At 67.0% G+C, this 22,377-nt stretch carries 20 protein-coding genes; 13 read left to right on the forward strand and 7 right to left on the reverse strand.

Going from position 1 to position 22,377, the window contains the following annotated elements:
* Positions 1–190 precede the first annotated feature (190 nt).
* A complete protein-coding gene (locus VRZ08_RS06515) occupies positions 191–1,426 on the forward strand; it encodes an NAD(P)/FAD-dependent oxidoreductase (RefSeq protein ID WP_414532024.1) in 1,236 nt (411 codons plus the stop codon).
* A 10-nt stretch (positions 1,427–1,436) separates the two neighbouring features.
* On the opposite strand, the gene VRZ08_RS06520 is transcribed toward VRZ08_RS06515, so the two are convergent.
* The 4 genes from VRZ08_RS06520 to VRZ08_RS06535 all read right to left on the reverse strand — a co-directional run bounded on the left by VRZ08_RS06520 (position 1,437) and on the right by VRZ08_RS06535 (position 4,821).
* Positions 1,437–1,745 carry a hypothetical protein gene (locus tag VRZ08_RS06520; RefSeq protein WP_107357485.1) on the reverse strand — a complete coding sequence of 103 codons (309 nt, stop codon included), beginning with the start codon at positions 1,743–1,745 and terminating at the stop codon, positions 1,437–1,439.
* A gap of 11 nt (positions 1,746–1,756) precedes the next feature.
* On the reverse strand, positions 1,757–2,413 hold the full coding sequence (locus tag VRZ08_RS06525) for a TetR/AcrR family transcriptional regulator (RefSeq protein ID WP_414532025.1): 657 nt from the start codon (positions 2,411–2,413) through the stop codon (positions 1,757–1,759).
* 103 nt (positions 2,414–2,516) lie between these two features.
* Complete coding sequence (locus VRZ08_RS06530; protein WP_414532026.1) at positions 2,517–4,334, reverse strand: ABC-F family ATP-binding cassette domain-containing protein; 1,818 nt, start codon at positions 4,332–4,334, stop codon at positions 2,517–2,519.
* A gap of 10 nt (positions 4,335–4,344) precedes the next feature.
* The gene (locus VRZ08_RS06535; RefSeq protein WP_414532027.1) at positions 4,345–4,821 is read right to left on the reverse strand and encodes a YaiI/YqxD family protein; all 477 of its coding nucleotides are present in this window, start codon (positions 4,819–4,821) and stop codon (positions 4,345–4,347) included.
* A 101-nt stretch (positions 4,822–4,922) separates the two neighbouring features.
* Between VRZ08_RS06535 and VRZ08_RS06540 the strand changes: the two genes are divergently transcribed.
* Together VRZ08_RS06540 and VRZ08_RS06545 are read left to right on the forward strand one after the other, a co-directional pair.
* A complete protein-coding gene (locus VRZ08_RS06540; RefSeq protein WP_414532028.1) occupies positions 4,923–5,723 on the forward strand; it encodes a hypothetical protein in 801 nt (266 codons plus the stop codon).
* A 195-nt stretch (positions 5,724–5,918) separates the two neighbouring features.
* Positions 5,919–7,133: an ABC transporter substrate-binding protein gene (locus VRZ08_RS06545; RefSeq protein ID WP_263991534.1), complete on the forward strand. Its 1,215-nt coding sequence runs from the start codon at positions 5,919–5,921 to the stop codon at positions 7,131–7,133.
* A gap of 261 nt (positions 7,134–7,394) precedes the next feature.
* On the opposite strand, the gene VRZ08_RS06550 is transcribed toward VRZ08_RS06545, so the two are convergent.
* On the reverse strand, positions 7,395–9,770 hold the full coding sequence (locus VRZ08_RS06550) for a xanthine dehydrogenase family protein molybdopterin-binding subunit (protein ID WP_414532029.1): 2,376 nt from the start codon (positions 9,768–9,770) through the stop codon (positions 7,395–7,397).
* Positions 9,771–10,009: 239 nt separating this feature from the next.
* On the opposite strand from VRZ08_RS06550, the gene VRZ08_RS06555 reads away from it, so the two are divergent.
* Complete coding sequence (locus VRZ08_RS06555) at positions 10,010–11,077, forward strand: Ppx/GppA phosphatase family protein (protein ID WP_107357486.1); 1,068 nt, start codon at positions 10,010–10,012, stop codon at positions 11,075–11,077.
* 26 nt (positions 11,078–11,103) lie between these two features.
* Here VRZ08_RS06555 and VRZ08_RS06560 read toward each other — a convergent pair whose 3' ends face one another.
* Positions 11,104–11,679 (reverse strand): hypothetical protein, encoded by a 576-nt coding sequence (locus VRZ08_RS06560; protein ID WP_414532030.1) that lies wholly within the window; start codon positions 11,677–11,679, stop codon positions 11,104–11,106.
* Between the two features lie 197 nt (positions 11,680–11,876).
* On the opposite strand from VRZ08_RS06560, the gene VRZ08_RS06565 reads away from it, so the two are divergent.
* Together VRZ08_RS06565 and VRZ08_RS06570 are read left to right on the forward strand one after the other, a co-directional pair.
* Positions 11,877–12,590: an RlmE family RNA methyltransferase gene (locus VRZ08_RS06565; RefSeq protein ID WP_414532031.1), complete on the forward strand. Its 714-nt coding sequence runs from the start codon at positions 11,877–11,879 to the stop codon at positions 12,588–12,590.
* Positions 12,591–12,753: 163 nt separating this feature from the next.
* Positions 12,754–12,933 carry a hypothetical protein gene (locus VRZ08_RS06570; protein ID WP_012495747.1) on the forward strand — a complete coding sequence of 60 codons (180 nt, stop codon included), beginning with the start codon at positions 12,754–12,756 and terminating at the stop codon, positions 12,931–12,933.
* Between the two features lie 15 nt (positions 12,934–12,948).
* Here VRZ08_RS06570 and VRZ08_RS06575 read toward each other — a convergent pair whose 3' ends face one another.
* Positions 12,949–14,424: an MFS transporter gene (locus VRZ08_RS06575; RefSeq protein ID WP_264076452.1), complete on the reverse strand. Its 1,476-nt coding sequence runs from the start codon at positions 14,422–14,424 to the stop codon at positions 12,949–12,951.
* A gap of 191 nt (positions 14,425–14,615) precedes the next feature.
* Here VRZ08_RS06575 and VRZ08_RS06580 point away from each other — a divergent pair, with 191 nt between their 5' ends.
* The 7 genes from VRZ08_RS06580 (at position 14,616) to guaA (ending at position 22,331) form a co-directional block, all read left to right on the forward strand.
* Positions 14,616–14,864, forward strand: a complete 249-nt coding sequence (locus VRZ08_RS06580) for a hypothetical protein (protein WP_164601932.1) — start codon at positions 14,616–14,618, stop codon at positions 14,862–14,864.
* Positions 14,865–14,939: 75 nt separating this feature from the next.
* Positions 14,940–15,260: a hypothetical protein gene (locus VRZ08_RS06585; protein WP_414532032.1), complete on the forward strand. Its 321-nt coding sequence runs from the start codon at positions 14,940–14,942 to the stop codon at positions 15,258–15,260.
* A complete protein-coding gene (locus VRZ08_RS06590; RefSeq protein WP_414532033.1) occupies positions 15,244–15,909 on the forward strand; it encodes a nucleotidyl transferase AbiEii/AbiGii toxin family protein in 666 nt (221 codons plus the stop codon). Before VRZ08_RS06585 ends, VRZ08_RS06590 begins: the two co-directional genes overlap by 17 nt.
* Positions 15,910–16,097: 188 nt before the next feature.
* Positions 16,098–17,594, forward strand: coding sequence for an IMP dehydrogenase (gene guaB, locus VRZ08_RS06595; protein WP_230767380.1), 1,497 nt, complete (start codon positions 16,098–16,100; stop codon positions 17,592–17,594).
* A 249-nt stretch (positions 17,595–17,843) separates the two neighbouring features.
* Entirely contained in the window at positions 17,844–18,869 is a 1,026-nt protein-coding gene (locus VRZ08_RS06600; RefSeq protein ID WP_414532034.1) for an NADP-dependent oxidoreductase, read from the forward strand.
* A gap of 188 nt (positions 18,870–19,057) precedes the next feature.
* Complete coding sequence (locus tag VRZ08_RS06605; protein WP_414532035.1) at positions 19,058–20,359, forward strand: RsmB/NOP family class I SAM-dependent RNA methyltransferase; 1,302 nt, start codon at positions 19,058–19,060, stop codon at positions 20,357–20,359.
* A gap of 349 nt (positions 20,360–20,708) precedes the next feature.
* A complete protein-coding gene (gene guaA / locus VRZ08_RS06610; RefSeq protein ID WP_414532036.1) occupies positions 20,709–22,331 on the forward strand; it encodes a glutamine-hydrolyzing GMP synthase in 1,623 nt (540 codons plus the stop codon).
* Positions 22,332–22,377: the final 46 nt, after the last annotated feature.

Here is a 22,377-nt window from a genome sequence, read left to right on the forward strand (position 1 = left end):
GCTGCGGCTCGGTTTGAGTCGCAGAACAGCTCCGGATTCCGGGTTCGCTCGCTGAGCGCGAGCGCCCCGGAATGACGCATTATCTCTCCACGAGTCATTCCGGGGCACGCCGAAGGCGTGAACCCGGAATCTCTACGCCGATCCCGGTTGGTGTATAAGCGCCGGATGATTTTCATCGCAGGCAGCCGTGGTGGCTGACATTCTCGACATCGACGCCGCTGTGATCGGCGCCGGGCCGGCCGGACTGATGGCGGCCGAGCAGCTCGCGCTTGGCGGCATGCGCGTCATCGTGTTCGACGGCATGGGGGCACCGGCGCGGAAATTTCTGTTGGCCGGGCGCGGCGGCCTCAATCTCACGCACAGCGAAGCGATGCCCGACTTCCTGTCGCGCTACAGCGCGGCGCAGGCGTGGCTGACTCCAGCGCTCGAGGCGTTCGGCCCCGAGCAACTGCGCGCCTGGGCCGATGATCTCGGGCAGCCGACCTTCGTCGGCTCCAGCGGGCGGGTGTTTCCGGTGGCGATGAAGGCCTCGCCGCTGCTGCGCGCCTGGCTGCGCCGGCTCGATGCGCTGGGCGTGCAGCTCCGCCTGAAGCATCGCTGGACCGGATGGGACGGCGAGGGGCGTCTGTCGTTCGACACAGCGGATGGTCCGCGCAGCATCGCGGCGCGGGCGACGGTGCTGGCGCTCGGCGGCGCCAGCTGGCCGCGGCTCGGTTCGGATGGAAGCTGGAGCGATCTGCTCGCCGCCAGAGGCGTCACGATTACGCCGCTGCGGCCGGCGAATTGCGGTTTCGTCGCGCAGTGGTCGGCGCTGTTCGCGGACAAGTATCAGGGCGCGCCGCTGAAGAACGTCGCGTTGTCGTTCGGCGCACGCACCGTACGCGGCGAGGCAGTGATCACCCGCGACGGCATCGAAGGCGGCGCGATCTATGCGATCTCGGCAGTGTTGCGCGATGCGATCCTGGCCGAGGGCCAAGCGCGGCTGTCGATCGCGCTGCGGCCGGATCTCAGCATAGCTGATCTCGCGGCGCGATTAGCGAAGCCGAGGGGCAAGCAGTCGCTGTCGACGTATTTGCGCAAAGCCGCGGGGCTGTCGCCGGCCGGCATCGGTCTGCTGCAGGAAGCCGCGCATGGAACGGGCGTTGCGCTCGCGACGCTGCCGGCCGATCAGCTCGCCGCACTAATCAATGCCGTGCCGGTGCGCTTAGTTGCCACCGCGCCGATCGCCAAGGCGATCTCGACCGCGGGCGGCATTGCACTCGGTGAGATCGACGCGGACTACATGCTGCGCAAACTGCCCGGCGTGTTCGCCGCCGGCGAGATGCTCGACTGGGAAGCGCCGACCGGCGGCTATCTGCTCACGGCCTGCTTTGCGACCGGCGTGATGGCCGGCCGCGGCGCGCTGCGCTGGCTGCAACGCGCCTGACGCCGCGTGGTTATTGCGTCACGACCGGACGGTTCGCCCGGCTATGCGTCGCGTCGCTGTGGCGGTTCGGGAACATCACCAGCGAGCAGGCCTGGCTGAGCTGGGTGCGCTTGGCGATCAGGCAGGCGGTGATGGCCGGCACATCGGGAATTTCGGAGCGGCACAGCCGCATCACGTCGGGCCTGCAGGCGCGGCGCTCCTCCGGCGTCCCTTGCGCCGAGGCCGCGTTCACCGTCACGGTCGCGCACAGCGCTGCGGCCGCGAGCGAAGCGATGCGGAGCCTGAAGCGGCGAGCGGAATGATCGGCTGAAGCAGTCATGGTCTGGTCCTTCACGAGGTGGGGGAATGCAGAAAGGTCGCGACGATGCTGCGCGCCAGCAGGGACGGCGCTTCGGCGGGGGCGATGTCCGGCGCGATCTCGTTGAGCAGCACCGGCACCGAGTGCGGCTGATGCACCGAGTTGCTGAGCAGCAGGAAGAACAGCGCCGGATGCGGCGTCCGCACCACGCCGCAATCGATGCCGGCCTGCACCAGATCGCGGATCGACAGATAAGCGGGACGTGCGAGCCGATCGATCAGCAGCGCGGCGCGCTCCGGCGTTTCGGCGGCGTGCTGCGCGACGAACTGGCGGACTTCCGGATGGGCGATGCCGAAGGCCACGAAGGTCTCGATCGCCTCGCGCAGCCGGTCGTAGGCCGGGCGATCGGTTTCGGTGGAAAGCTTGGTCATCACCGCCATGATCGGCGCGGCTTCCTGGGTCACCGCGTCGAGGCAGGCGAGCCATAGCGCTGCCTTGTCGCCGAAATGGATCCGGATCAGACCGGTATCGACGTCGGCGGCTTTGGCGATGCTGCGCAGATCCGCGCGCTCGAAGCCGAGTTCGGCGAAGGCGCGGGTCGCGGCGGTGAGCAGGGCGGCGCGGCCGCTCGGCGCCCCGGAGGGGCGGCGGCCACGTGGGCGACGGGATGGGGTCGGAACAGCTGTCATGGCTAATATCTACAAATGTAGATATAAACTCACGCACGTGCAGAGTCAACCGCTCGGTCGGCGTGGTGATTAAATACCGTTCAAGGCTTCGGAGGAGCCCGGGTCAGGCGCTTTCGATCTCTTCGCGCAGCATCTCCAGCTCGAGCCAGCGCTGCTCGGCGGCGTGCAGCTCGTCGTGCGCCTTGGCCATCGCGGCCGAGACCTTGTCGAACTTGGCGCGGTCCTTGGCATAGAGCTGCGGATCGTCGAGCTGCTTCTGCAAGTTCGCGATCTCGGCTTCCAGCTTGGCGATGGTCTTCGGCAGCGTCTCCAGCGCGTGCTTCTCGTTGAAGCTCAGCTTGCGCTTCGGCGCAGGCGCGGCGGCGGGCGAGGGCGCCGCCTTCGCGGCCGTCGGCTCGGTCGCGGCGGCCTTGGCCGGCTGCCGGGTCAGGTCGGCGCCGCGCTGCGCCAGCATGTCGGAATAGCCGCCGGCATATTCGATCCATTTGCCGCCGCCGTCCGGCGCGATCACCGAGGTGACGACGCGGTCGAGGAAGTCGCGGTCGTGGCTGATCAGGATCACCGTGCCGTCGTAGTCGCCGAGCATCTCCTCGAGCACGTCGAGGGTTTCGAGGTCGAGGTCGTTGGTCGGCTCGTCGAGCACCAAGAGGTTCGACGGTTTCGCCAGCGAGCGCGCCAGCATCAGCCGGCCGCGTTCGCCGCCGGACAGCGCTTCCAGCGGGGTACGGGCCTGTTCCTGAGTGAACAGGAAGTCCTTCATGTAGCCGATCACGTGGCGCGGCTTGCCGCCGACCATCACCTGGTCGCCGCGGCCGCCGGTCAGTGCATCGCTCAGCGTCGATTTCGGGTCCAGGCTGTCGCGGCTCTGATCGAGCGTGGCGATCTCCAGATTGGTGCCGAGCCGCACCGTCCCGCTGTCGGGGGCAAGCGCGCCGGTCAGCAGGCTGATCAGCGTGGTCTTGCCGGCGCCGTTCGGGCCGACGATGCCGACGCGGTCGCCGCGATTAATCCGGATCGAGAACGCATCGACGATCGGCCGGTCGCCCCAGGCCTTGTTGATCGACTTGGCTTCGATCACCAGCTTGCCTGACTTGTCGGCTTCCGCCGCGGCGAGCGAGGCGGCGCCAGTTGGGCCGCGATAGTCGCGGCGCTGCGCGCGCAGCTCGTGCAGGCCGGCGAGCCGCTTGACGTTGCGCTTGCGGCGGCCGGAGACGCCGTAGCGCAGCCAGTGCTCTTCCATCACGATCTTGCGGTCGAGCTTGTGCTGATCGCGCTCTTCTTCGGCCAGCACGTCGTCGCGCCAGCTTTCGAACTGCGAGAAGCCGCGGTCGATCTGGCGGATCACGCCGCGGTCGAGCCAGGCGGTGGCGCGCGACAGGTTGGTGAGGAAGCGACGGTCGTGGCTGATCATCACGATCGCGCATCTGCGCTGGGCGAGATCGTTTTCCAACCATTCGATCGTGGTCAGGTCGAGATGGTTGGTCGGCTCGTCGAGCAGCAGGATGTCGGGATCGGGCGCGAGAATCCGCGCCAGCGCCGCGCGCCGGGCCTCGCCGCCGGAGAGATTGGCCGGATTCTCGTCGCCGTGCAGGCCGAGCTGCTCGAGCAGATAGGCGGCCTGATAGTGATCGTCGCCCGGCGCGAGCCCGGCCTCGACATAAGCCAGCGTGGTGGCGAAGCCGTTGAAATCCGGCTCCTGCGGCAGATAGCGCACGGTGGCGCCGGGCTGCACGAAGCGGCTGCCGCGGTCGGGCTCGATCAGGCCGGCGACGATCTTCAAAAGCGTCGATTTGCCGGAGCCGTTGCGGCCGATCAGGCAAAGCCGGTCGCCGGCTGAGACGGCGAGTTCGACGCCGTCGAACAGCGCGGCGCCGCCGAAGGTCAGCGCGATGTCTTTCAGTTGGATCAGCGGCGGCGCCATGGTCGGTCCATCAGGTCGGAGCGGCCCTGCGGCGCGCGATCCTGCGGATCGCGCTGTCGAGCGCCGAAAGAAAGGTGGAGCGGTCGCGCGGCGAAAACGCGCGCGGGCCGCCGGTGATCTCGCCGGTCGAGCGCAGATCGGTCATCAGATTGCGCACCGCCAGCGTCATGCCGATCGACTCCTCGGTGAACGGCTTGCCGTTCGGAGCGATCGCGGTGGCGCCCGCTTTGACGCAGCGGCTCGCCAGCGGAATGTCCGCGGTGACGACGATATCGCCCGGTTTGATCCGCTCCGCAATCCAGTCGTCGGCCGCATCCATGCCGGAACCGGCGGCGACACGCTCGATCAGCGGATGCTGCGGCACCCGGATGAAGCCGCCGGCCACCACCGTCACCGGAAGATGGTGACGCTCGGCCACCTTGTACACCTCGTCCTTCACCGGACAGGCGTCGGCGTCGACATAGATGCGGGTGAGGGCGTCGGTCATCGGGCGGTGTGCGGTTCTCTGGGCGGCCTTGCGTTGCCGGCGCAGTGGCGTAGCATCGCCGGCAACGATCGCCAACAAGGTCGGGCAAACCGGGAGACACCATGGCCGCATCGCTTGCGCCCTGGCGCGTCAGCGCCTTCAACACCGCCAAACAATCCGAAAACAAGATGCACGACGACACCGTGGCCCGCCGCTTCGGCTTCACCGGCGGCCTGGTGCCCGGGGTCGAGGTGATGGCCTACATGATGCATCTGCCGATCGCCCGCTGGGGCCGGGACTTCCTGGAGCGCGGGCTGATCGAGGCGCGGTTCGTCAAGCCGGTGTATGACGGCGAGACCGCGACGGTGACGGGCGAGGAGCAGGGCGAGGCCATCACGCTCGCGGTCGAGAGCCGCGGCGAGCTCTGTGCCACCGGCAGCGCATCACTGCCGGCGCAGGCGCCAGCGGTCGATCTGTCCGCCTATCCGGAGACAGCCGCGGCGACGACCAGGCCGCCGGTCGGCGCGCAGTCGTTTCCCGAAGGGCACTGGTTCGGCACCGCACCGGTCAGCTGGGGCGGGGCGAAGCTGCACGCGTATCTCGACGAGATCCGCGAGACCGATCCGATCTACCAGAGCGATGACTTGATCCATCCCGGCACGCTGCAGCGGATCATGAACCGCGTGCTGGTCGACAATGTCGTGCTCGGGCCGTGGATCCATGTCGGATCGAAGATGCAGTTGCTCGCCGCGGCGCGCGGCGACGACGTGCTCACCGCTCGGGCCAGGGTGGTCGCCAACTACGACAAGAAGGGCCACCGCTTCGCCGAATTCGACGCGCTGATCGTGGCGAATGGCGACCGGCCGGTGGCGCATTGTCACCACGTCGCGATCTTCGCCCCGCGACAGCAGGCGGCCGCGTAGCAGACGTTTATTCCGTCAGGCGGATGGTGGCGACGTCATGCGACGTTCTGCCCCCTCTCGCCTTGCAGGCGGGTGCAGCGAGAATGCTTGCCGACGATCACAGCAACCAGGAGGGCGGGGGCACATCCATTCATGCGCGGGAGCCGGCGATACGGCCGAACTGATAACAAATCAAAAAATCATTCCGGAGGAAACATGACACTCGTTCAACGGGCGGCAGCGATCATGCTGGCCGCGCCGCTGCTGCTCGGCGCACCCGCCTTCGCGCAGCAACAGGCTCCGCTCAAGATCGGTCTGCTCGGCGATTTCCAGTCGGTGTATTCCGACATCGGAGGCCAGGGCAACGTCGAAGCCGCCAAGATGGCGATCGAGGAGATGGGCGGCACGATGTTCGGCAAGCCGATCGAGTTCATCTCGGCGGACGTGCAGAACAAGCCGGACATCGCCGCGTCGCTGGCGCGCAAATGGTACGAGAACGAAAACGTCGACATGATCGTCGATCTGCCGACCTCGGCCACCGCGCTTGCCGCGATGGAGATGTCGAAGAAGTTCGAGAAGATCATGATCGTCACCGACGCGGCGTCGTCGGACATCACCGGCAAATCGTGCTCGCCCTATACCGCGCACTGGACCTACGACACCTATTCGAACGCCCACACCGTCGGCTCGGCGATCGTCAAGAACGGCGGCGACACCTGGTTCTTCATCACCGCGGACTATCTGTTCGGCCATTCGATCGAACGCGACACCGGCGAGGTAGTGAAGGCGGCGGGCGGCAAGGTGCTCGGCAGCGCGCGGCATCCCTTGAACAACGCCGACTTCTCCTCGTTCCTGCTGCAAGCGCAGTCGTCGAAGGCCAAGATCATCGGCATGGCCAATGGCGGCGGCGACACCATCAACACCATCAAGCAGGCGGCTGAATTCGGCATCGTCACCGGCGGGCAGAAGCTCGCCGGCATCGTGATGTTCATCTCCGACATCCACAGCCTGGGTCTGAAGATGGCCAACGGCCTGATCATCACCGAGGCGTATTATTGGGACCTCAACGACCGCACCCGCGAGTTCGGCAAGAAGTACTTCGAACGCATGAAGCGGATGCCGACGATGAACCAGGCCGCGACCTACAGCGCGACACTGCACTATTTGAAGGCGGTGAAGGCGGCGAACAGCAAGGACACCAAGACGGTGCTGGCGAAGATGCGCGAACTGCCGGTGCGCGACGCCTTCACCGACAACGGCTTCCTGCGTGAGGACGGCCGCATGGTGCACTCGATGTTCCTGTTCGAGGTCAAGAAGCCGGAAGAATCCAAGGCGCCGTGGGACTACTACAAAGTCCTCGCCGAAGTCCCCGGCGACCAGGCCTTCCGCCCGCTGAAAGACGGCGGTTGCCCGCTGGTGAAGGCGGAGTAGAGAGTAGCCCTCTGACAACGAGGCAACGTCCTCGCAGCACAACAGACGTCGTCGCCGGGCTCGACCCGGCGACCCATCTTCTTCGGTAAGTGCTGTCAGTTGCGCGCCTGCGCGCGCGATGGATGCGCGGACCTTCGCCGCGCCGGAGCGGCTACGGCCGCGCAAGCGGGTCAAGCCCGCGCATGACGATCTGGTTTGAGGAGGCGCAGTGCCACAAGTACAGCGTCATTCCCCGCATGCGCGGGCGATGACGGGGGTGGACTACGCCGCCGTCCTCGCCTTCGCCTCATGGATCGCGCGCCACACCTTCTCAGGCGTCAGCGGCATGTCGAGCGTCGTCACGCCGTAATCCTTCAGCGCATCGAGCGCGGCGTTGACGATGGTCGCAAGGGAGCCGGCGCAGCCGGCTTCGCCGCAGCCCTTGGTGCCGAGCGGATTGGTCTTGGCGGGCACCGGGTGATCGCCGACCGTCATCAGCGGGATGTCCTCGGCGCGCGGCAACGCGTAGTCCTGCAGCGAGCCGGTGATCGGCTGGCCGTCGGCGTTGTATGAGATCTTCTCCATCAGCGCCTGGCCGATGCCTTGGGCGACGCCGCCATGGAGCTGACCGGCGACGATCATCGGATTGACCACGGTGCCGAAATCATTGACCGCGGTGTAGCGCACCACGCGGGTGACGCCGGTGTCCGGATCGATCTCGACCTCGGCGACATGGCAGCCGTTGGGGAAGGCGGAGGGGACGCCTTCGGTGGTGTGATCGACATCGAGCGAGGAGGGGACGCCCTCCGGCAGCTCGGCGCCGCGTAGCCGCTGCGCCAGGTCCATGATGCCGATGCTGCGGTCGGTGCCGGCGACGGTGAAGCGGCCGTCGGCAAATTCGATGTCGGCTTCGGCGGTTTCCAAGAGATGCGCCGCGGCGCTCTTGCCCTTGGCGATCACCTTTTGCGACGCCTCGACGATCGCCATGCCGCTGGCGGTGATCGAACGCGATCCGCCGGTGCCGTTGCCGGTGTGGACGATATCGCTGTCGCCCTGTTCGAGCCGGATGCGTTCGAACGGCACGCCGAGAAACGTGCTGAGCACCTGCGCGAACGGCGTCGCATGGCCCTGGCCGTAGTCGAGCGTGCCGGTGATCAGCCGCACCGTGCCGCCTTCTTCGAACACGATCTTGCCGAGTTCGGGGTTCGGCGGCGCCGTCACTTCGAGATACGAGCCGACCGCGATGCCGCGCAGCTTGCCGGCCTTGCGCGCATCCTTCTTGCGCTTGGCGAAGCCGTCATAGTCGGACAGCTCCAGCGCCTGTCCGAATACGCCGGCGAAGTCGCCGCTGTCGTAGGTCACGCCGGAGCAGGCGGTGAACGGCATCTGCGTCGGCTTGATGAAGTTGCGCTTGCGCAGGGTGAGGCGGTCGATCCCCATCTCGTCGGCGGCGCGATCGATCAGCCGCTCCAGGAAGTAGTTGGCTTCGGGTCGGCCGGCGCCGCGATAGGCGCCCATCAGCGTGACGTTGGTGACCACGCACTTGATATCGACACTGAGCAACGGTGTCCGGTACACGCTGCCGATATTCTTGCCGGTGTTGAGCGACAGCGGCAGCGGCGCGACGCCGGTGATCTGGGCGCCGAGATTGCCAGTGCCGGACAGGCGGATCGCCAGGAAGCGTCCGCCGGCATCCAGCGCCAGTTCGGCGCGGATCTGCTGGCCGCGGCCCTGGCTGTCGGACAGAAAGCTGGTCGAACGCTCGTCGGTCCACTTCACCGGGCGGCCGAGTGCCTTGGCGGCGTGCAGGATGCAGATGTACTCGGGGTAAGAAATGTTCTTCATCCCGAATGAGCCGCCGACCTGGCCGGTCAGCACCCGCACCTTGTCGGTCGGCACGCCGAGCAGTTTGGCCAGCGTATTGCGGTTGCCGGAGACGCCCTGGGTCGGCAGCTGAATGGTGTAGCGGCCGTTCTGCTGATCGTAGGAGGCGAGCCCGACCCGCGGCTCCATCGGCACCGCGGCAACGCGGGTGTTCTCGATATCCAGCGTGGTGACGTGCGCGGCCGCGGCGAAGGCTGCGTTCACGGCTGCGGTGTCGCCGAAGTGATAGTCGAGCGCGACGTTGTTCTCGATGTGATCGTAGAGCTGGGGCGCGCCGGGCTGCATCGCGGCTTCTGCATCGGTGACGGCGGGGAGCGGGTCGATGTCGAGTTCGACCGCTTCGGCGGCATCGCGCGCCTGCGCCAGCGTCTTGGCGACCACAAACGCGACGGGCTCGCCGACGAAGCGCACCTTGTCGGTGGCCAGCGCGCCGTGATGGGTTTGCTTCAGCGGCGTGCCGTCGCGGCTCTTGAGCGGCAGGCCGGAACTGAACGGCGCGTAGCCGGCGACGGCGAGGTCGGCGCCGGTGTAGATCGCGCAGACGCCAGGCATTGCCTTGGCGGCCTCAGTGCCGATGCCGCGGATGATGCCGTGCGGATGCGGACTGCGCACCATCACGGCGTAAAACTGCCCCGGCAGATTGCAGTCGTCGGTGTAGCGGCCCTTGCCGCGCAGCAGCGTCTCGTCCTCCTTGCGCCGGACCGGCTGGCCCACGCCGAATTTGTGCAGCGCGAGGGAGGTGTCGAGCGACGCGTTGGCGGGGCGGTCCTGCATGAGGCTGAGTTCCGGCTTGAGAGGCGCGCGGGACGGGAAAAGGCCGCGTGGGGCGGCGATTCTGCGCGGGGAATGTCAGTGTGATAGTCACAACGGATAGCGCAGCCGCCCACACGCCACAACGCACGAAACCGCATGCTTCGCCCGCAGGTGGGTTGCGCCGGGGCGGTGCGCTGCTAAACTTTCCGTGAATGATGATTTCGACGTCGGCTGTGCACGGCCGCGGAAAGACGAATTTGATGGACGACGAAACGCGGCTTCGCCCAGGCTCGCTGCCTGGCGAGGATCCGCACGCGATCGTTGCGATCGCCGAGGAGGAGCACGCCACCGCGTCCCACGGCGACGGCGTTTACGCCGCGCTCGACCTCGGCACCAACAACTGCCGGCTGCTGATTGCGCGGCCGGCGGGCGACGGCTTTCGCGTGATCGACTCGTTCTCGCGGATCATCCGGCTCGGAGAGGGCGTTGCCACCACCGGCCGGATCAGCGAGGCGGCGATCGGACGGGCGATCTCGGCGCTTGCGGTATGCCGCGAGAAGATCGATGCACGCAAAGCCAGGCGGCAGCGGCTGATTGCAACCGAAGCCTGCCGCGCCGCCAGCAATGCCGACGAGTTTTGTGACAGGGTCGCGCACGCCACCGGCATCCGGCTCGAGATCATCGGCCGCGAAACCGAAGCGCGGCTCGCCGCGACCGGTTGCTCGCCGCTACTCGATCCGAACGGCCGCGGTGCGATCCTGTTCGATATCGGCGGCGGCTCCAGCGAATTGGTGCGGATCGCCCGCGATCCGGATCGGCCCGACGTGCCGCCGCGGATTCAGGCCTGGATGTCGGTGCCGCTCGGCGTCGTCACGCTGGCCGAAGCGTTCGGTGGCAAGGTGGTGACGCCGGAGACCTACACGTCGATGGTCGCCGAGGTTGCCAAGCATGTGGCGCCGTTCGCCGCACAGCATGGCGGCGATCTCGACCGGATGCACCTGCTCGGTACCTCGGGCACGGTGACGACGCTGGCCGGTCTGTATCTCGACTTGATCCGCTACGACCGGCGGCGGGTCGATGGCATCTGGATGAGCGACGCCGAACTCAGCGCCACGGTCGAGAAGCTGCGCAGCATGAGTTATCACGACCGCGCGCATAATCATTGCATCGGCAATGAGCGGGCCGATCTGGTGCTGGCCGGCTGCGCCATCCTCGATGCGGTCCGCGCTGCGTTCCCGCTGCCGCGGCTGCGTGTCGCCGATCGCGGTCTGCGCGAGGGCATGCTGGTCGAAATGATGCGCGAAGACGGCGTGCTCGGGCCGGTGTAGTTCGCGCCGAAGACGCCGCTGGCGGTTCAGACGGTGGTGAGCGCGCCGGCGATCAGCGACAGCGACACCAGCGCCAGCCATAGCGACGCGATCCGCTGCGTCAGCCTCAGGCGGCCGGCGCCGCCGGCTCCGATCTGCGTCATGGTGCCGGCAAAGCCCCACAGCAACGCCACCGCGAAGACCATCAGGCAGAACATCATCAGTCTGGCGGCAAAGTCGGGTTCGCTCGGCGCAGGCAGCAGCACTAAGGCGAAGATCAGCGCCTTGGGGTTCAGCAACGTCGTCAGATAGACCCGCCGCGCCGTGATGGCGCCGGTCGCGCCGGACGGATTCAGGTGCCACAGCCGCACCGCCAGCAGCATCACCCAGGTAGCCGCGGCGACGTTCACGATCACAGCTGCGGCCGGCAGCTCCGCCATCAGGTCGGCGCCGAGATAGGCGAGGGGCAGGATCGCCGTCAGGTAGCCGAGCAGTTCGGCCGGCAGCAGCCGCGCGACGCGGCCGAGCCCACCCTGCGCCCCGGCGACGCCGATCAGGGTGTTGGTCGGCCCGGGGGCCAGCAGCAGCGCCAGGACGGCGGAGGCGAAAGCGGCTAACGACATGATCCCAGCCCGTTGGACCTCCGGGAGGTATTCCTTGCGGCCATCGATGTCTTGATCTTGATCATGCCGCAAGCCTCGAAACGCCGCGGCATCCTGGCACGCATCCGCGATGGCGGCAGGATGGCGCTGGTTCCGCACTGGTTTTTCCGGGCCCGTCTGGTAAGCAGCGGCCTTATCCCTCGATCGTAAGCGAAGCCATGGCCAAGGACACCACCGGACGAATGCGCGTCACCGTCAAAAGCGGCGGGCGGATGAAGCTGTCGTCCAAGCTGTGGCTGGAGCGCCAGCTCAATGACCCTTACGTGGCGCAGGCCAAGCGCGACGGCTACCGTTCGCGCGCCGCCTACAAGCTGACCGAGATCGACGACAAGTTCCGGCTGCTCAAGCCCGGCATGGCGGTGGTCGACCTCGGCGCCGCACCCGGCGGTTGGAGCCAGGTTGCGGCCAAGAAAGTCGGGGCCGCCGACGGCCGCGGTAAAGTGGTGGCGATCGACTTGTTGGAGATGGGCGAGGTTCCCGGGGTCACCTTCGCGCAGCTCGATTTTCTCGATCCCTCGGCGCCGGGCCGGTTGCGGGACATGCTTGGCGGCGGCGCCGATCTGGTGATGAGCGACATGGCCGCCAACACCACCGGCCATCGCAAGACCGACCAGCTTCGCATCGTCGGCCTGGTCGAGACCGCGGCGATGTTCGCGGCCGAAGTGTTGAAGCCGGGGGGGGCGTTTCTCGCCAAGGTGTTTCAGAGCGGCGCCGATGCGGCGCTGATGGCCGAGCTGAAGCGCGATTATGCCAGCGTGAAGCACGTCAAGCCGGCGGCGAGCCGCAAGGACTCGTCCGAGCGCTACCTGCTGGCGACCGGCTTTCGTGGCGGTGCGGCGCGTGACGCAACGGCTGGCGGCGAACTGGAGTGACGCCGCTCGCTTGGCGCCTTGCCGTGCGAGAGTGCAACTTAGTCGCGCTTTAAACTAGCGAATTCATCTGGTTAATTGTTGGTAAAGGTAGCTTTCTACAGAGCACTTCCTCGTAGTTCCCATAGGCTTAGCGGCATCCATCGGGCGAATCGGGGGGGGACCAATGGAGATTCCTACGCCGATGTGCAGAGCCTGCGGTGTCGATCGGGAGCTGATCGAGATCGAGCACGCCAACGCGTCGTTCGATGTGCCGCATTATCGCTGCCCGATCTGCAACGACGTGCTGCGGCTGGCTGTCCGCCAGGACGACGGTGCCCAGTCCGGTGGCGACCGTTTCGGCTGATCGACACAACCTTACTTAGCCAAACCGCTGGTCGCGGGCGTCCTGGGTCTGTTCGGACGCGGCCTTGGTCGCGGCTTTGGCGCCGGCCTTCTTGCTCGAAATCTCGATCGCCTTGCGCCCCGAGATCTCGTGGCCGGCATCGCTCGGCATCTGCCAGAAGAACAGCGCTGACAGCGCGGCGGGCACCGCCACCACGATAAAGGCGGGGGCGAAGTCGGCCGCGCCGAGCGTGGTGACGCCGCGGAGCGCCATCGTCGCTTCCACCGAGAATGCACCGACTGCAACACCTGCCGACAACGCAAGCTGCTGGCCGACGCTGAGCAGGGTGGTGGCGCGGCTCATCTGGGCCTGCTCGACCTCGGCATAGGCGACGGTATTGATCGAGGTGAACTGCAGCGATCGGAAGAAGCCGCCGACCACCAGGATAATCATGATCAGCAAGAGCGGCGTGCCCGGTGCGAACAGTGCGCAGGCGGCGAGAAACACCGAGCTGACCACGGCGTTCACCGTCATGATGTTGCGGAACCCGAACGCGCGGATGATCCGCGCGGCCAGCGTCTTCATCCCGATCGCGCCGGCCGCGGAGGCGAAGGTGACGAGACCGGATTGAAACGGCGACAGCCCGAAGCCGATCTGCATCAGCAGCGGCAGCAGGAACGGCAGTGCGCCGATGCCGAGCCGAAACAGAAAGCCGCCGATCAGGCTGGAGCGCAGCGTCGTCAGGCGCAGCAGCGAGAAATCCAGCACCGGCGCCGTCACTCTGCGGGCGTGGAATACGTACAACGTCATCGCGATCGCGCCGACGCCGATCAGCCCGACCACCACGCTCCAGTGCAGCAGGCCGAGGCCGGCGACCGACAGGCCGAAGGCGATACCGGCGACGCCGATGCCGGCGAGGACCAGGCCCGTCAGGTCGAACCGCTCTGGGCGTTCGCCCTGGATGGGATCGATGAAGCGCTGCGCCATCGCGATCCCGATCAGACCGATCGGGATGTTGATCAGGAAGATCCAGTGCCAGGAGAAGTAAGTGGTGATGAAGCCGCCGAGCGGCGGCCCGATCACCGGCCCGATCAGCGCCGGTACCGTGACCCAGGCCATCGCCCCGACCAGCGCGCTTTTTTCGATCGAGCGCAGCAGCACCAACCGCCCAACAGGAGTCATCATCGCCCCCCCGATCCCCTGGATGATGCGGGCGATGACGAAGTGATGGATCGAGCTCGACAGCGCGCAGCCGATCGAGCCGACCATGAACACCGCGATCGCGATCGAGAACACCGTGCGCGCGCCGAACCGGTCCGCTGTCCAGCCCGACGCCGGAATGAACACCGCCAGCGACAAAAGATACGAGGTGATCGCCAGCTTCAGCGTCAGCGGCGAGGTGCCGATGTCGGCGGCGATCGCCGGCAGCGAAGTCGCGATCACCGTCGCGTCCATGTTCTCCATGAACAGCGCGGCAGCCACGATCAGCGGAATAACTCGATCTTTGTTCATCGGAGATTTCGACCAGAGGAGGGCGCCCGGGCTGTAGCACCGTGTCGCGGCCCCGGCTATTGCGGAGCTTGCGCGGTTACCTAAATCCTCCGTGACCGGAGCACATTCCTCACGGCGGAAACGCTTTCGGATGTGCTGCCGATAATGACGATGAGCGGCGCCTCGATCGGTTCCGCGACGGAGACTGGCCGATGATCTATCTGCTCGCCGCGTTCCTGCCGCCGCTCGGCTTGTTGTTCAACGGCCAGCCGCTGTCGGCGGTGTTCAACCTCGTGCTGCTGGTGGTGTGCATCGTGCTCGGACTGATCTTCCACCCGCTGCTGGTGATCCCATCGCTGCACGCGCTGATTGCCGTGCGGATGGAGCGCGAAAAGCGCATGCACCGCGAGGTCGTGGAGGCGATCCGCGAACACGGTCTGCCGCCGGGCTATCGGCGCTGAGCGTGGCAGGGGCAAGGCGACTCACGGGCAAAGGGAAACGTCGCAAAATCAGCGGTTCCGTGCTAATCTGCCATAATGACCGTCGCCCTTCGGATGTCTCCTGATTTTGCGGCCGCGCTGGAGCGGAAGTATTTCTGGTGGGAGGCTGTCGACGCCGCGCCGCGCACGGAGGCCCGCATCCTGGCACAGGCGATGAGCTTCGCCAATTTCGATGAGGTGCGGAGGCTGGAGACAGTGCTGGGTCCCGACGCGCTGGTCGAAGTGATGCTGGCGGCGCAGCCGGGTTGGATCGATCCGCGCTCCTGGGAGTTCTGGCGGGGTCGCCTGCAGCGGGCGACCGGCCGGTCGATCCCGGACATCCCGCCGCAGAGAAAGTTCGATGCCGGAGACGTTTGAGCCGTGCCTTGAGGTGCTGCCGGAAGCCCAGCGACAGATTTGGCCGCTGCTCGGATTCAGCTCCGGCCTGAACTTCGTGCTCTATGGCGGGACCGCGGTCGCGCTGCATCTCGGCCATCGCGTTTCGGTCGATTTCGACTTTTTCCGTTCCGAGCCTCTCGACAAGCATCAGGTGGGCGCCGCCCTCGATCGACTTCCCAATTCCGACATCGTCCAGGAAGCCAAGGATACGCTGGTGGTTCGGGTGGCGATGCCGGCCGGTGCGGTCAAGTTGTCATTCTTCGGCGGCCTCAACTTCGGCAGGCTCGCCCCGCCGTTGCTGACCGCTGACCGTGTGATGCGGGTTGCGTCGCGCCAGGATTTGCTGGCAACCAAGCTGAAGGCGATCTTGGACCGGGCCGAAGCCAAGGATTATCGGGACATCGCGGCGTTACTGGCGTCGGGCGAATCGTTGCCCCGTTCGTTGGCAGGCTTTTCGAAGATGTTCGGCCGCGATCCCGCTCTGCCGTTGCGGGCGATTGGATTCTTTGAGGACGGCGACCTCGCCGCGGTACCCGAAGAGGACCGCCGGGTGCTCCGCTCGGCCCGCGATGCCGTCAGCGAAATCCCTGAAATTGCGTTGATTTCCGGCTCGCCGGCGGGCCCTTGAGGAATGCTTGGGGAGCGGGGCGGGGCTGTCGTGCTTGCCTCTTTGATTCGTCATATCCCCATGCTATCGACCACCGCCAACCCTACCGACGGGCTCGATTCGACGGTGCCGCACCCAGCGGCGCCGAACGTGCCTCCCGTCCCCGCAAAATCGAGCGCGGCCTTCGGCGCCGCTGAACGGAGTTGGCCATGGCGTCAGTGAGCGCATCCCCGCAATTTATCGAAGCTCTCACCTTCGACGACGTGCTGCTGAAGCCCGGCCTGTCGGACGTGCTGCCGTCCGAGGTCGACATCCGCTCGCGCATCACCCGCGCGATCCCGCTCAACATCCCGATCATTGCCTCGGCGATGGACACGGTCACCGAAGCCCGGATGGCCATCGCGATGGCGCAGGCCGGCGGCATCGGTGTGATCCATCGTAACTTCGATCCGGAAGGGCAGGCCGCGCAGGTCCGCCAGGTCAAGAAGTTCGAGTCCGGCATGGTGGTCAACCCGCTCACCATCAGCCCGGACGCCAAGCTGGCCGACGCGCTAGCGCTGATGAATCAGTACGGCTTCTCCGGCATTCCGGTGGTCACCGGCGCCCAGGGCCACGGCCCCGGCAAGCTGGTGGGCATCCTGACCAATCGCGACGTGCGCTTCGCCACCGATCCGTCCCAGAAGGTCTCGGAGCTGATGACGCACGAGAATCTCGTCACCGTGCGTGAGGGCGTCAGCCAGGGCGAGGCCAAGAAGCTGCTGCATCAGCACCGCATCGAGAAGCTGCTGGTGGTCGACGAGCAATATCGCTGCGTTGGCCTGATCACCGTCAAGGACATGGAGAAGGCGGTCGCGCATCCGCTGGCGTCGAAGGATGCGCAGGGCCGGCTCCGCGTCGCCGCCGCGACCACCGTGGGCGAGGGCGGTTATGAGCGTACCGAGCGGCTGATCGAAGCTGGCGTCGACGTTGTCGTGGTCGACACCGCGCACGGCCATTCGGCCCGTGTGCTCGACGCGGTCACCCGCATCAAGCGGATCTCCAATGAGGTTCAGGTGATCGCCGGCAACATCGCCACCCGCGACGGCGCTCAGGCGCTGATCGATTCCGGCGCCGACGCGGTCAAGGTCGGCATCGGTCCGGGTTCGATCTGCACGACGCGCATCGTCGCCGGCGTCGGCGTGCCGCAGCTCACCGCAATCATGGACGCGGTCGAGGCATGCAAGAAGGCCGACGTGCCGGTGATCGCCGACGGCGGCATCAAGTACTCGGGCGACCTCGCCAAGGCGCTCGCTGCCGGCGCCGATATCGCCATGGTCGGCTCGCTGCTCGCCGGCACGGACGAGACTCCCGGCGAAGTGTTCCTGTGGCAGGGCCGCTCCTACAAGGCGTATCGCGGCATGGGCTCGGTCGGCGCGATGGCGCGCGGCTCGGCCGATCGTTACTTCCAGCAGGACATCAAGGACACGCTGAAGCTGGTGCCGGAAGGCATCGAAGGCCAGGTGCCGTACAAGGGCCCGGTCGGCAACGTCGTGCATCAGCTCGCCGGCGGCCTGCGCGCAGCGATGGGCTATGTCGGCGCCAAGGACCTTGGCGAATTCCACACCAAGGCGCAATTCGTCCGCATCACCGGCGCGGGCCTGCGCGAAAGCCACGTCCACGACGTCACCATCACCCGCGAAAGCCCGAACTATCCGGGCGGGGTGTGAGGCGGCTGACTTTAAGTAACAACTTCTCCACAGTCATTCCGGGGCGCGCGTAAAACGCGCGAACCCGGAATCTGGAGATCGTCGCCGTCTCTGAGGTACGCCGAACTGCGAGATTCCGGGTTCGCGCTTCGCGCGCCCCGGAATGACGAGCGACAGGCTGTCTGCGCGGCCTGACGCAGTTGGCGAATGCGGTGGGGGCGCTTACAGTCGCGGCCCTGACGACCAACGAACATCAAAAAAGGAAACAAAATGCCCAAGGGTCAGCGTATCGTGCTCGCGTCGCGTCCGGTCGGCGAGCCGACGCCGCAGAATTTCCGCCTCGAAGAGTTCGACGTTCCGGCGCCCGGCGAGGGGCAGGTATTGCTCCGCACGATCTGGCTGTCGCTCGATCCTTATATGCGCGGCCGCATGAGTGATGGTCCGTCCTACGCGCAACCGGTGCCGGTTGGCGGCGTGATGGAGGGCGGCACGGTCTGCGAAGTGATCGATAGCAAGAGCCCGGCTTTTGCCAAGGGTGACATCGTGCTGGCGCATTCGGGCTGGGCGACGCATGCGGTCGCCGACGCCAAGCCGCTGCGCAAGATCGATCCGTCGCTCGGCCCGATCTCGACCGCGGTCGGGGTGCTCGGCATGCCGGGGATGACCGCCTATACCGGCCTTTTGGACATCGGCCAGCCGAAGGAAGGCGAGACTGTCGTGGTCGCGGCGGCCTCGGGCGCGGTCGGCTCTGCCGTGGGCCAGATCGCCAAGGTGAAGGGGGCACGCGCGATCGGCATCGCCGGCGGCAAAGACAAGTGCGACTACGTCAAACAGGAGCTCGGATTCGACGACTGCCTCGATCACCGCGATCCCGATCTCGCCGCGAAGCTGAAGGCGGCGTGTCCGAACGGCATCGACGTGTACTTCGAGAACGTCGGCGGCGAAGTATTCGAGGCGGTGTTTCCGCTGTTCAACGCCTTCGCCCGCATGCCGGTGTGTGGACTGATCGCGCAGTACAATGCGTTCGAAACCCCGCCGACGCCGAAATGGGCGACCGCGCTGATGCGCCACGTGCTGACCAAGCGGCTCACCATCCGCGGCTTCATCGTCAGCGATTTCGCCGGCCGGCGTCAGGAGTTCCTGCGCGAGATGTCCGGCTGGGTGCGGGACGGCAAGGTCAAGTATCGCGAGCACATCACCGATGGGCTGCAGAACGCACCGGAGGCATTCATGGGCCTGCTCAAGGGCGCCAATTTCGGTAAGCAGCTGGTCCGCGTCGGGCCGGAGCGGGCCTGATCGCAAGCGCCGCAGCGGAGCCCCGGCGTCGCCGGGACTCTGCGTTGCGGTGGTTCGATTGTCATCGGCGGGGGCGGCAGCTATAGCGGGAGCCTGAAAGCGTCGGACCGATACCGCCCTTGAGCGGATCGTCCTGTTGTGACGCCGCTCGGCGCGTTGCGCGCCCTGACCCTGATTGAAAGCTCCGCATGACCCCCGCCGCACGGCTGTCCGCAGCCATCGACCTGATTGCCACCATCGACAGCCAGCGCATTCCCGCGGCCAAGGCGCTGAAGGAATGGGGGACCGCGCATCGCTATGCCGGCTCCGGTGACCGATCTGCGATCGCCGGGCTGGTGTGGGACGTGTTGCGCCGACGGGCGTCGAGCGCGTTCATCATGGATTCCGATACCGCCCGGGCGCGGGTGCTCGGCATGCTGAAGCTGGAGCGCGGCATGACGGCGGAGGCGATCGCGGCGCTGTGCGACGGCAGCCGGTTCGCGCCGGAGCCTCTCAGCGACGTCGAACACGCCGCGCTGTCGACGCGGACGTTGGACGGCGCGCCGCCGCATATCGCCGGCGACTATCCGGAATGGCTCGACGGCGCGCTTGCCGAGATGTTCGGCGAGGCCCGCGTCGCCGAGGCGGCGGCGATGGCCAGCCGGGCGCCGCTCGATCTGCGCGTCAACACCCTGAAAGCCTCGCGCGACAAGGTGCTGGCCTCGCTGGCGCATCTGCGCGCCAAGGCGTCGCCGTGGTCGCCGTGGGGGCTGCGGATCGAGTTGCCGGCCGACGCCCGCAATCCCGGCGTGCAGGCCGAGCCGGATTTCATCAAGGGCGCGGTCGAGGTCCAGGACGAGGGCTCGCAGCTCGCCGCGCTGTTTTCCGCCGCCAAGCCGGGCGAGCAGGTGATCGACCTGTGCGCCGGGGCAGGCGGCAAGACCCTGGCGCTGGCGGCGATGATGCAGGGCAAGGGCCGGCTGATCGCCACCGACGCCGACAAGCGCCAGCTCGCCCCGATCCACGAGCGGCTGTCGCGCGCCGGCGTCCACAATGCCGAGGTGAGGGCGCCGAAGGGCGACGCCGATCCGCTGGCCGACATCAAGGGCAGCGCCGATCTGGTGCTGGTCGACGCGCCGTGCACCGGTACCGGCACCTGGCGCCGCAACCCCGACGCGAAATGGCGGATGCGCCCCGGCGCGCTGGAGATCCGGCTCAAGGACCAGGCCGAGGTGCTCGGCCGCGCCGCGCGGCTGGTGAAGCCGGGCGGGCGGATCGCCTATGTCACCTGCTCGGTGCTGGCGCCCGAAAATACCGGCCAGATCCAGGCGTTCACCGCCGCCCATCCAGAGTTTGCCGTGATCCCGCCGGCCGAGGTTGCGGCCGCGCTGTGGGACAAGGCCGAGCTTTTCCTGGCCGCCGCCTGGACCTCCCCAGAAGGCCTGCTGATGACCCCGCGCCGCACCGGCACCGACGGGTTTTTCGTCAGCGTGCTGAAGCGCGAAGCCTGAACCGGGCAGGGCGCAGCGCTTTCGTTTTCGAATCCGCGACCGCCCCAAGCACGGCGCGCTCCCTCTCCCGCGCGCGGGAGAGGGCTGGGGTGAGGGCGCCCCAGGTACAGTGCGCTCCCTCGCCCCGCCCTTGCGGGGAGAGGGTTGGGGTGAGGGGCGCTGCGGGCACTGAGTCTCGGCCTTGCGGAGGCGCCCCCTCACCCGACCCGGCTTCGCTGCGCTCCGCCGGGCCGACCTCTCCCCGCCGGCGGGGAGAGGTTGCGCTGTGCATGGGGAGAGGTCAGGGGAGGCTGCCGCTCATCCTGTTTTCCCCGTTGCGAGCCGCGCCGCGGTCGCGTATCTGCTGCCCATGACAGCCCCCAGCACATCCTCCGCTTCGTCCGTCGTCCCCTCTGGCGCCGACACCTCGCCGCACGTCGCTGCGATCCACGAGAAGATCCTGATCGTCGACTTCGGCTCGCAGGTCACCCAGCTGATCGCCCGCCGCGTCCGCGAGGAGGGCGTGTATTCCGAGATCGTGCCGTTCCAGAAGGCGGAGGCCGCCTTCGCCGAGATGAAGCCGAAAGCCGTGATCCTGTCCGGCGGTCCGGCGTCGGTGCTGGACGACAACGCCCCCAGCGCCCCGATGGCGATCCTGGAGGCCGGCGTGCCGGTGCTCGGCATCTGCTACGGCGAGCAGACCCTGGCCAAGCAGCTCGGCGGCACCGTCGAGGGCGGCCACCACCGCGAATTCGGCCGCGCCCAGATCGAGATCACCGATGACTGCGCGCTGTTCGACGGCGTCTGGCAGAAGGGCGGCAAATACGACGTCTGGATGAGCCATGGCGACCGCGTCACCAAGTTGCCCGAGGGCTTTCGCGCGGTGGCGCAGGCGCCGGGTTCGCCGATCTCGGTGATCGCCGACGACACCCGCAAGTTCTACGCGATGCAGTTCCACCCCGAGGTGGTGCACACGCCCGACGGCGCCAAGCTGCTGCGCAACTTCGTCCGCAAGGTCGCAGGGCTGACCGGCGACTGGACGATGCGCGCCTTCCGCGAGGAAGCGATCGAGAAGATCCGCACCCAGGTCGGCAGCGGCAAGGTGATCTGCGGCCTGTCCGGCGGCGTCGACTCCGCGGTGGCGGCGGTGCTGATCCACGAAGCGATCGGCGATCAGCTCACTTGCGTGTTCGTCGACCATGGCCTGCTGCGTAAGGACGAGGGCAAGACCGTCGTCGACCTGTTCCGCCACCACTACAACATCCCGCTGGTGCACGTGGATGCGTCGGAGACCTTCCTCGGCGCGTTGAAGGGCGTCACCGATCCGGAGCAGAAGCGCAAGACTATCGGCAAGCTGTTCATCGACGTGTTCGAAGCCGAGGCCAGACGCGTCGGCGGCGCCGACTTCCTCGCGCAGGGCACGCTGTACCCGGACGTGATCGAGAGCGTATCGTTCACCGGCGGTCCGTCGGTGACGATCAAGTCGCATCACAACGTCGGCGGCTTGCCCGCCCGCATGAACATGAAGCTGGTCGAGCCGCTGCGCGAGCTATTCAAGGACGAAGTCCGCGCATTGGGGCGCGAGCTCGGGCTGCCCGACGTGTTCGTCGGCCGCCATCCGTTCCCGGGCCCCGGCCTCGCGATCCGGTGCCCCGGCGAGATCACCGAAGAGAAGCTCGAGATTCTGCGCAACGCGGACGCGGTGTATATCGACCAGATCCGCAAGGCCGGCCTCTACGACGACATCTGGCAGGCGTTCGCCGTGCTGCTCCCGGTCCGCACTGTCGGCGTGATGGGCGACGGCCGCACCTATGAGTACGTCGTCGGCCTGCGCGCCGTAACGTCCACCGACGGCATGACCGCCGACTTCTATCAGTTTGAAATGTCCTTCCTCGGCGCCACCGCGACGCGGATCATCAACGAAGTGAAGGGCGTCAATCGCGTGGTGTACGACGTCACGAGCAAGCCGCCGGGGACGATTGAGTGGGAATGATTTTATCGACCCATAGGATGAGTATTCGGTGTTGATGGGTCGGGTC

Origin of the sequence: Rhodopseudomonas sp. G2_2311, from assembly GCF_047501505.1 — a bacterium.
In the GTDB taxonomy this organism is placed as follows: Bacteria; Pseudomonadota; Alphaproteobacteria; order Rhizobiales; family Xanthobacteraceae; genus Rhodopseudomonas; species Rhodopseudomonas palustris_H.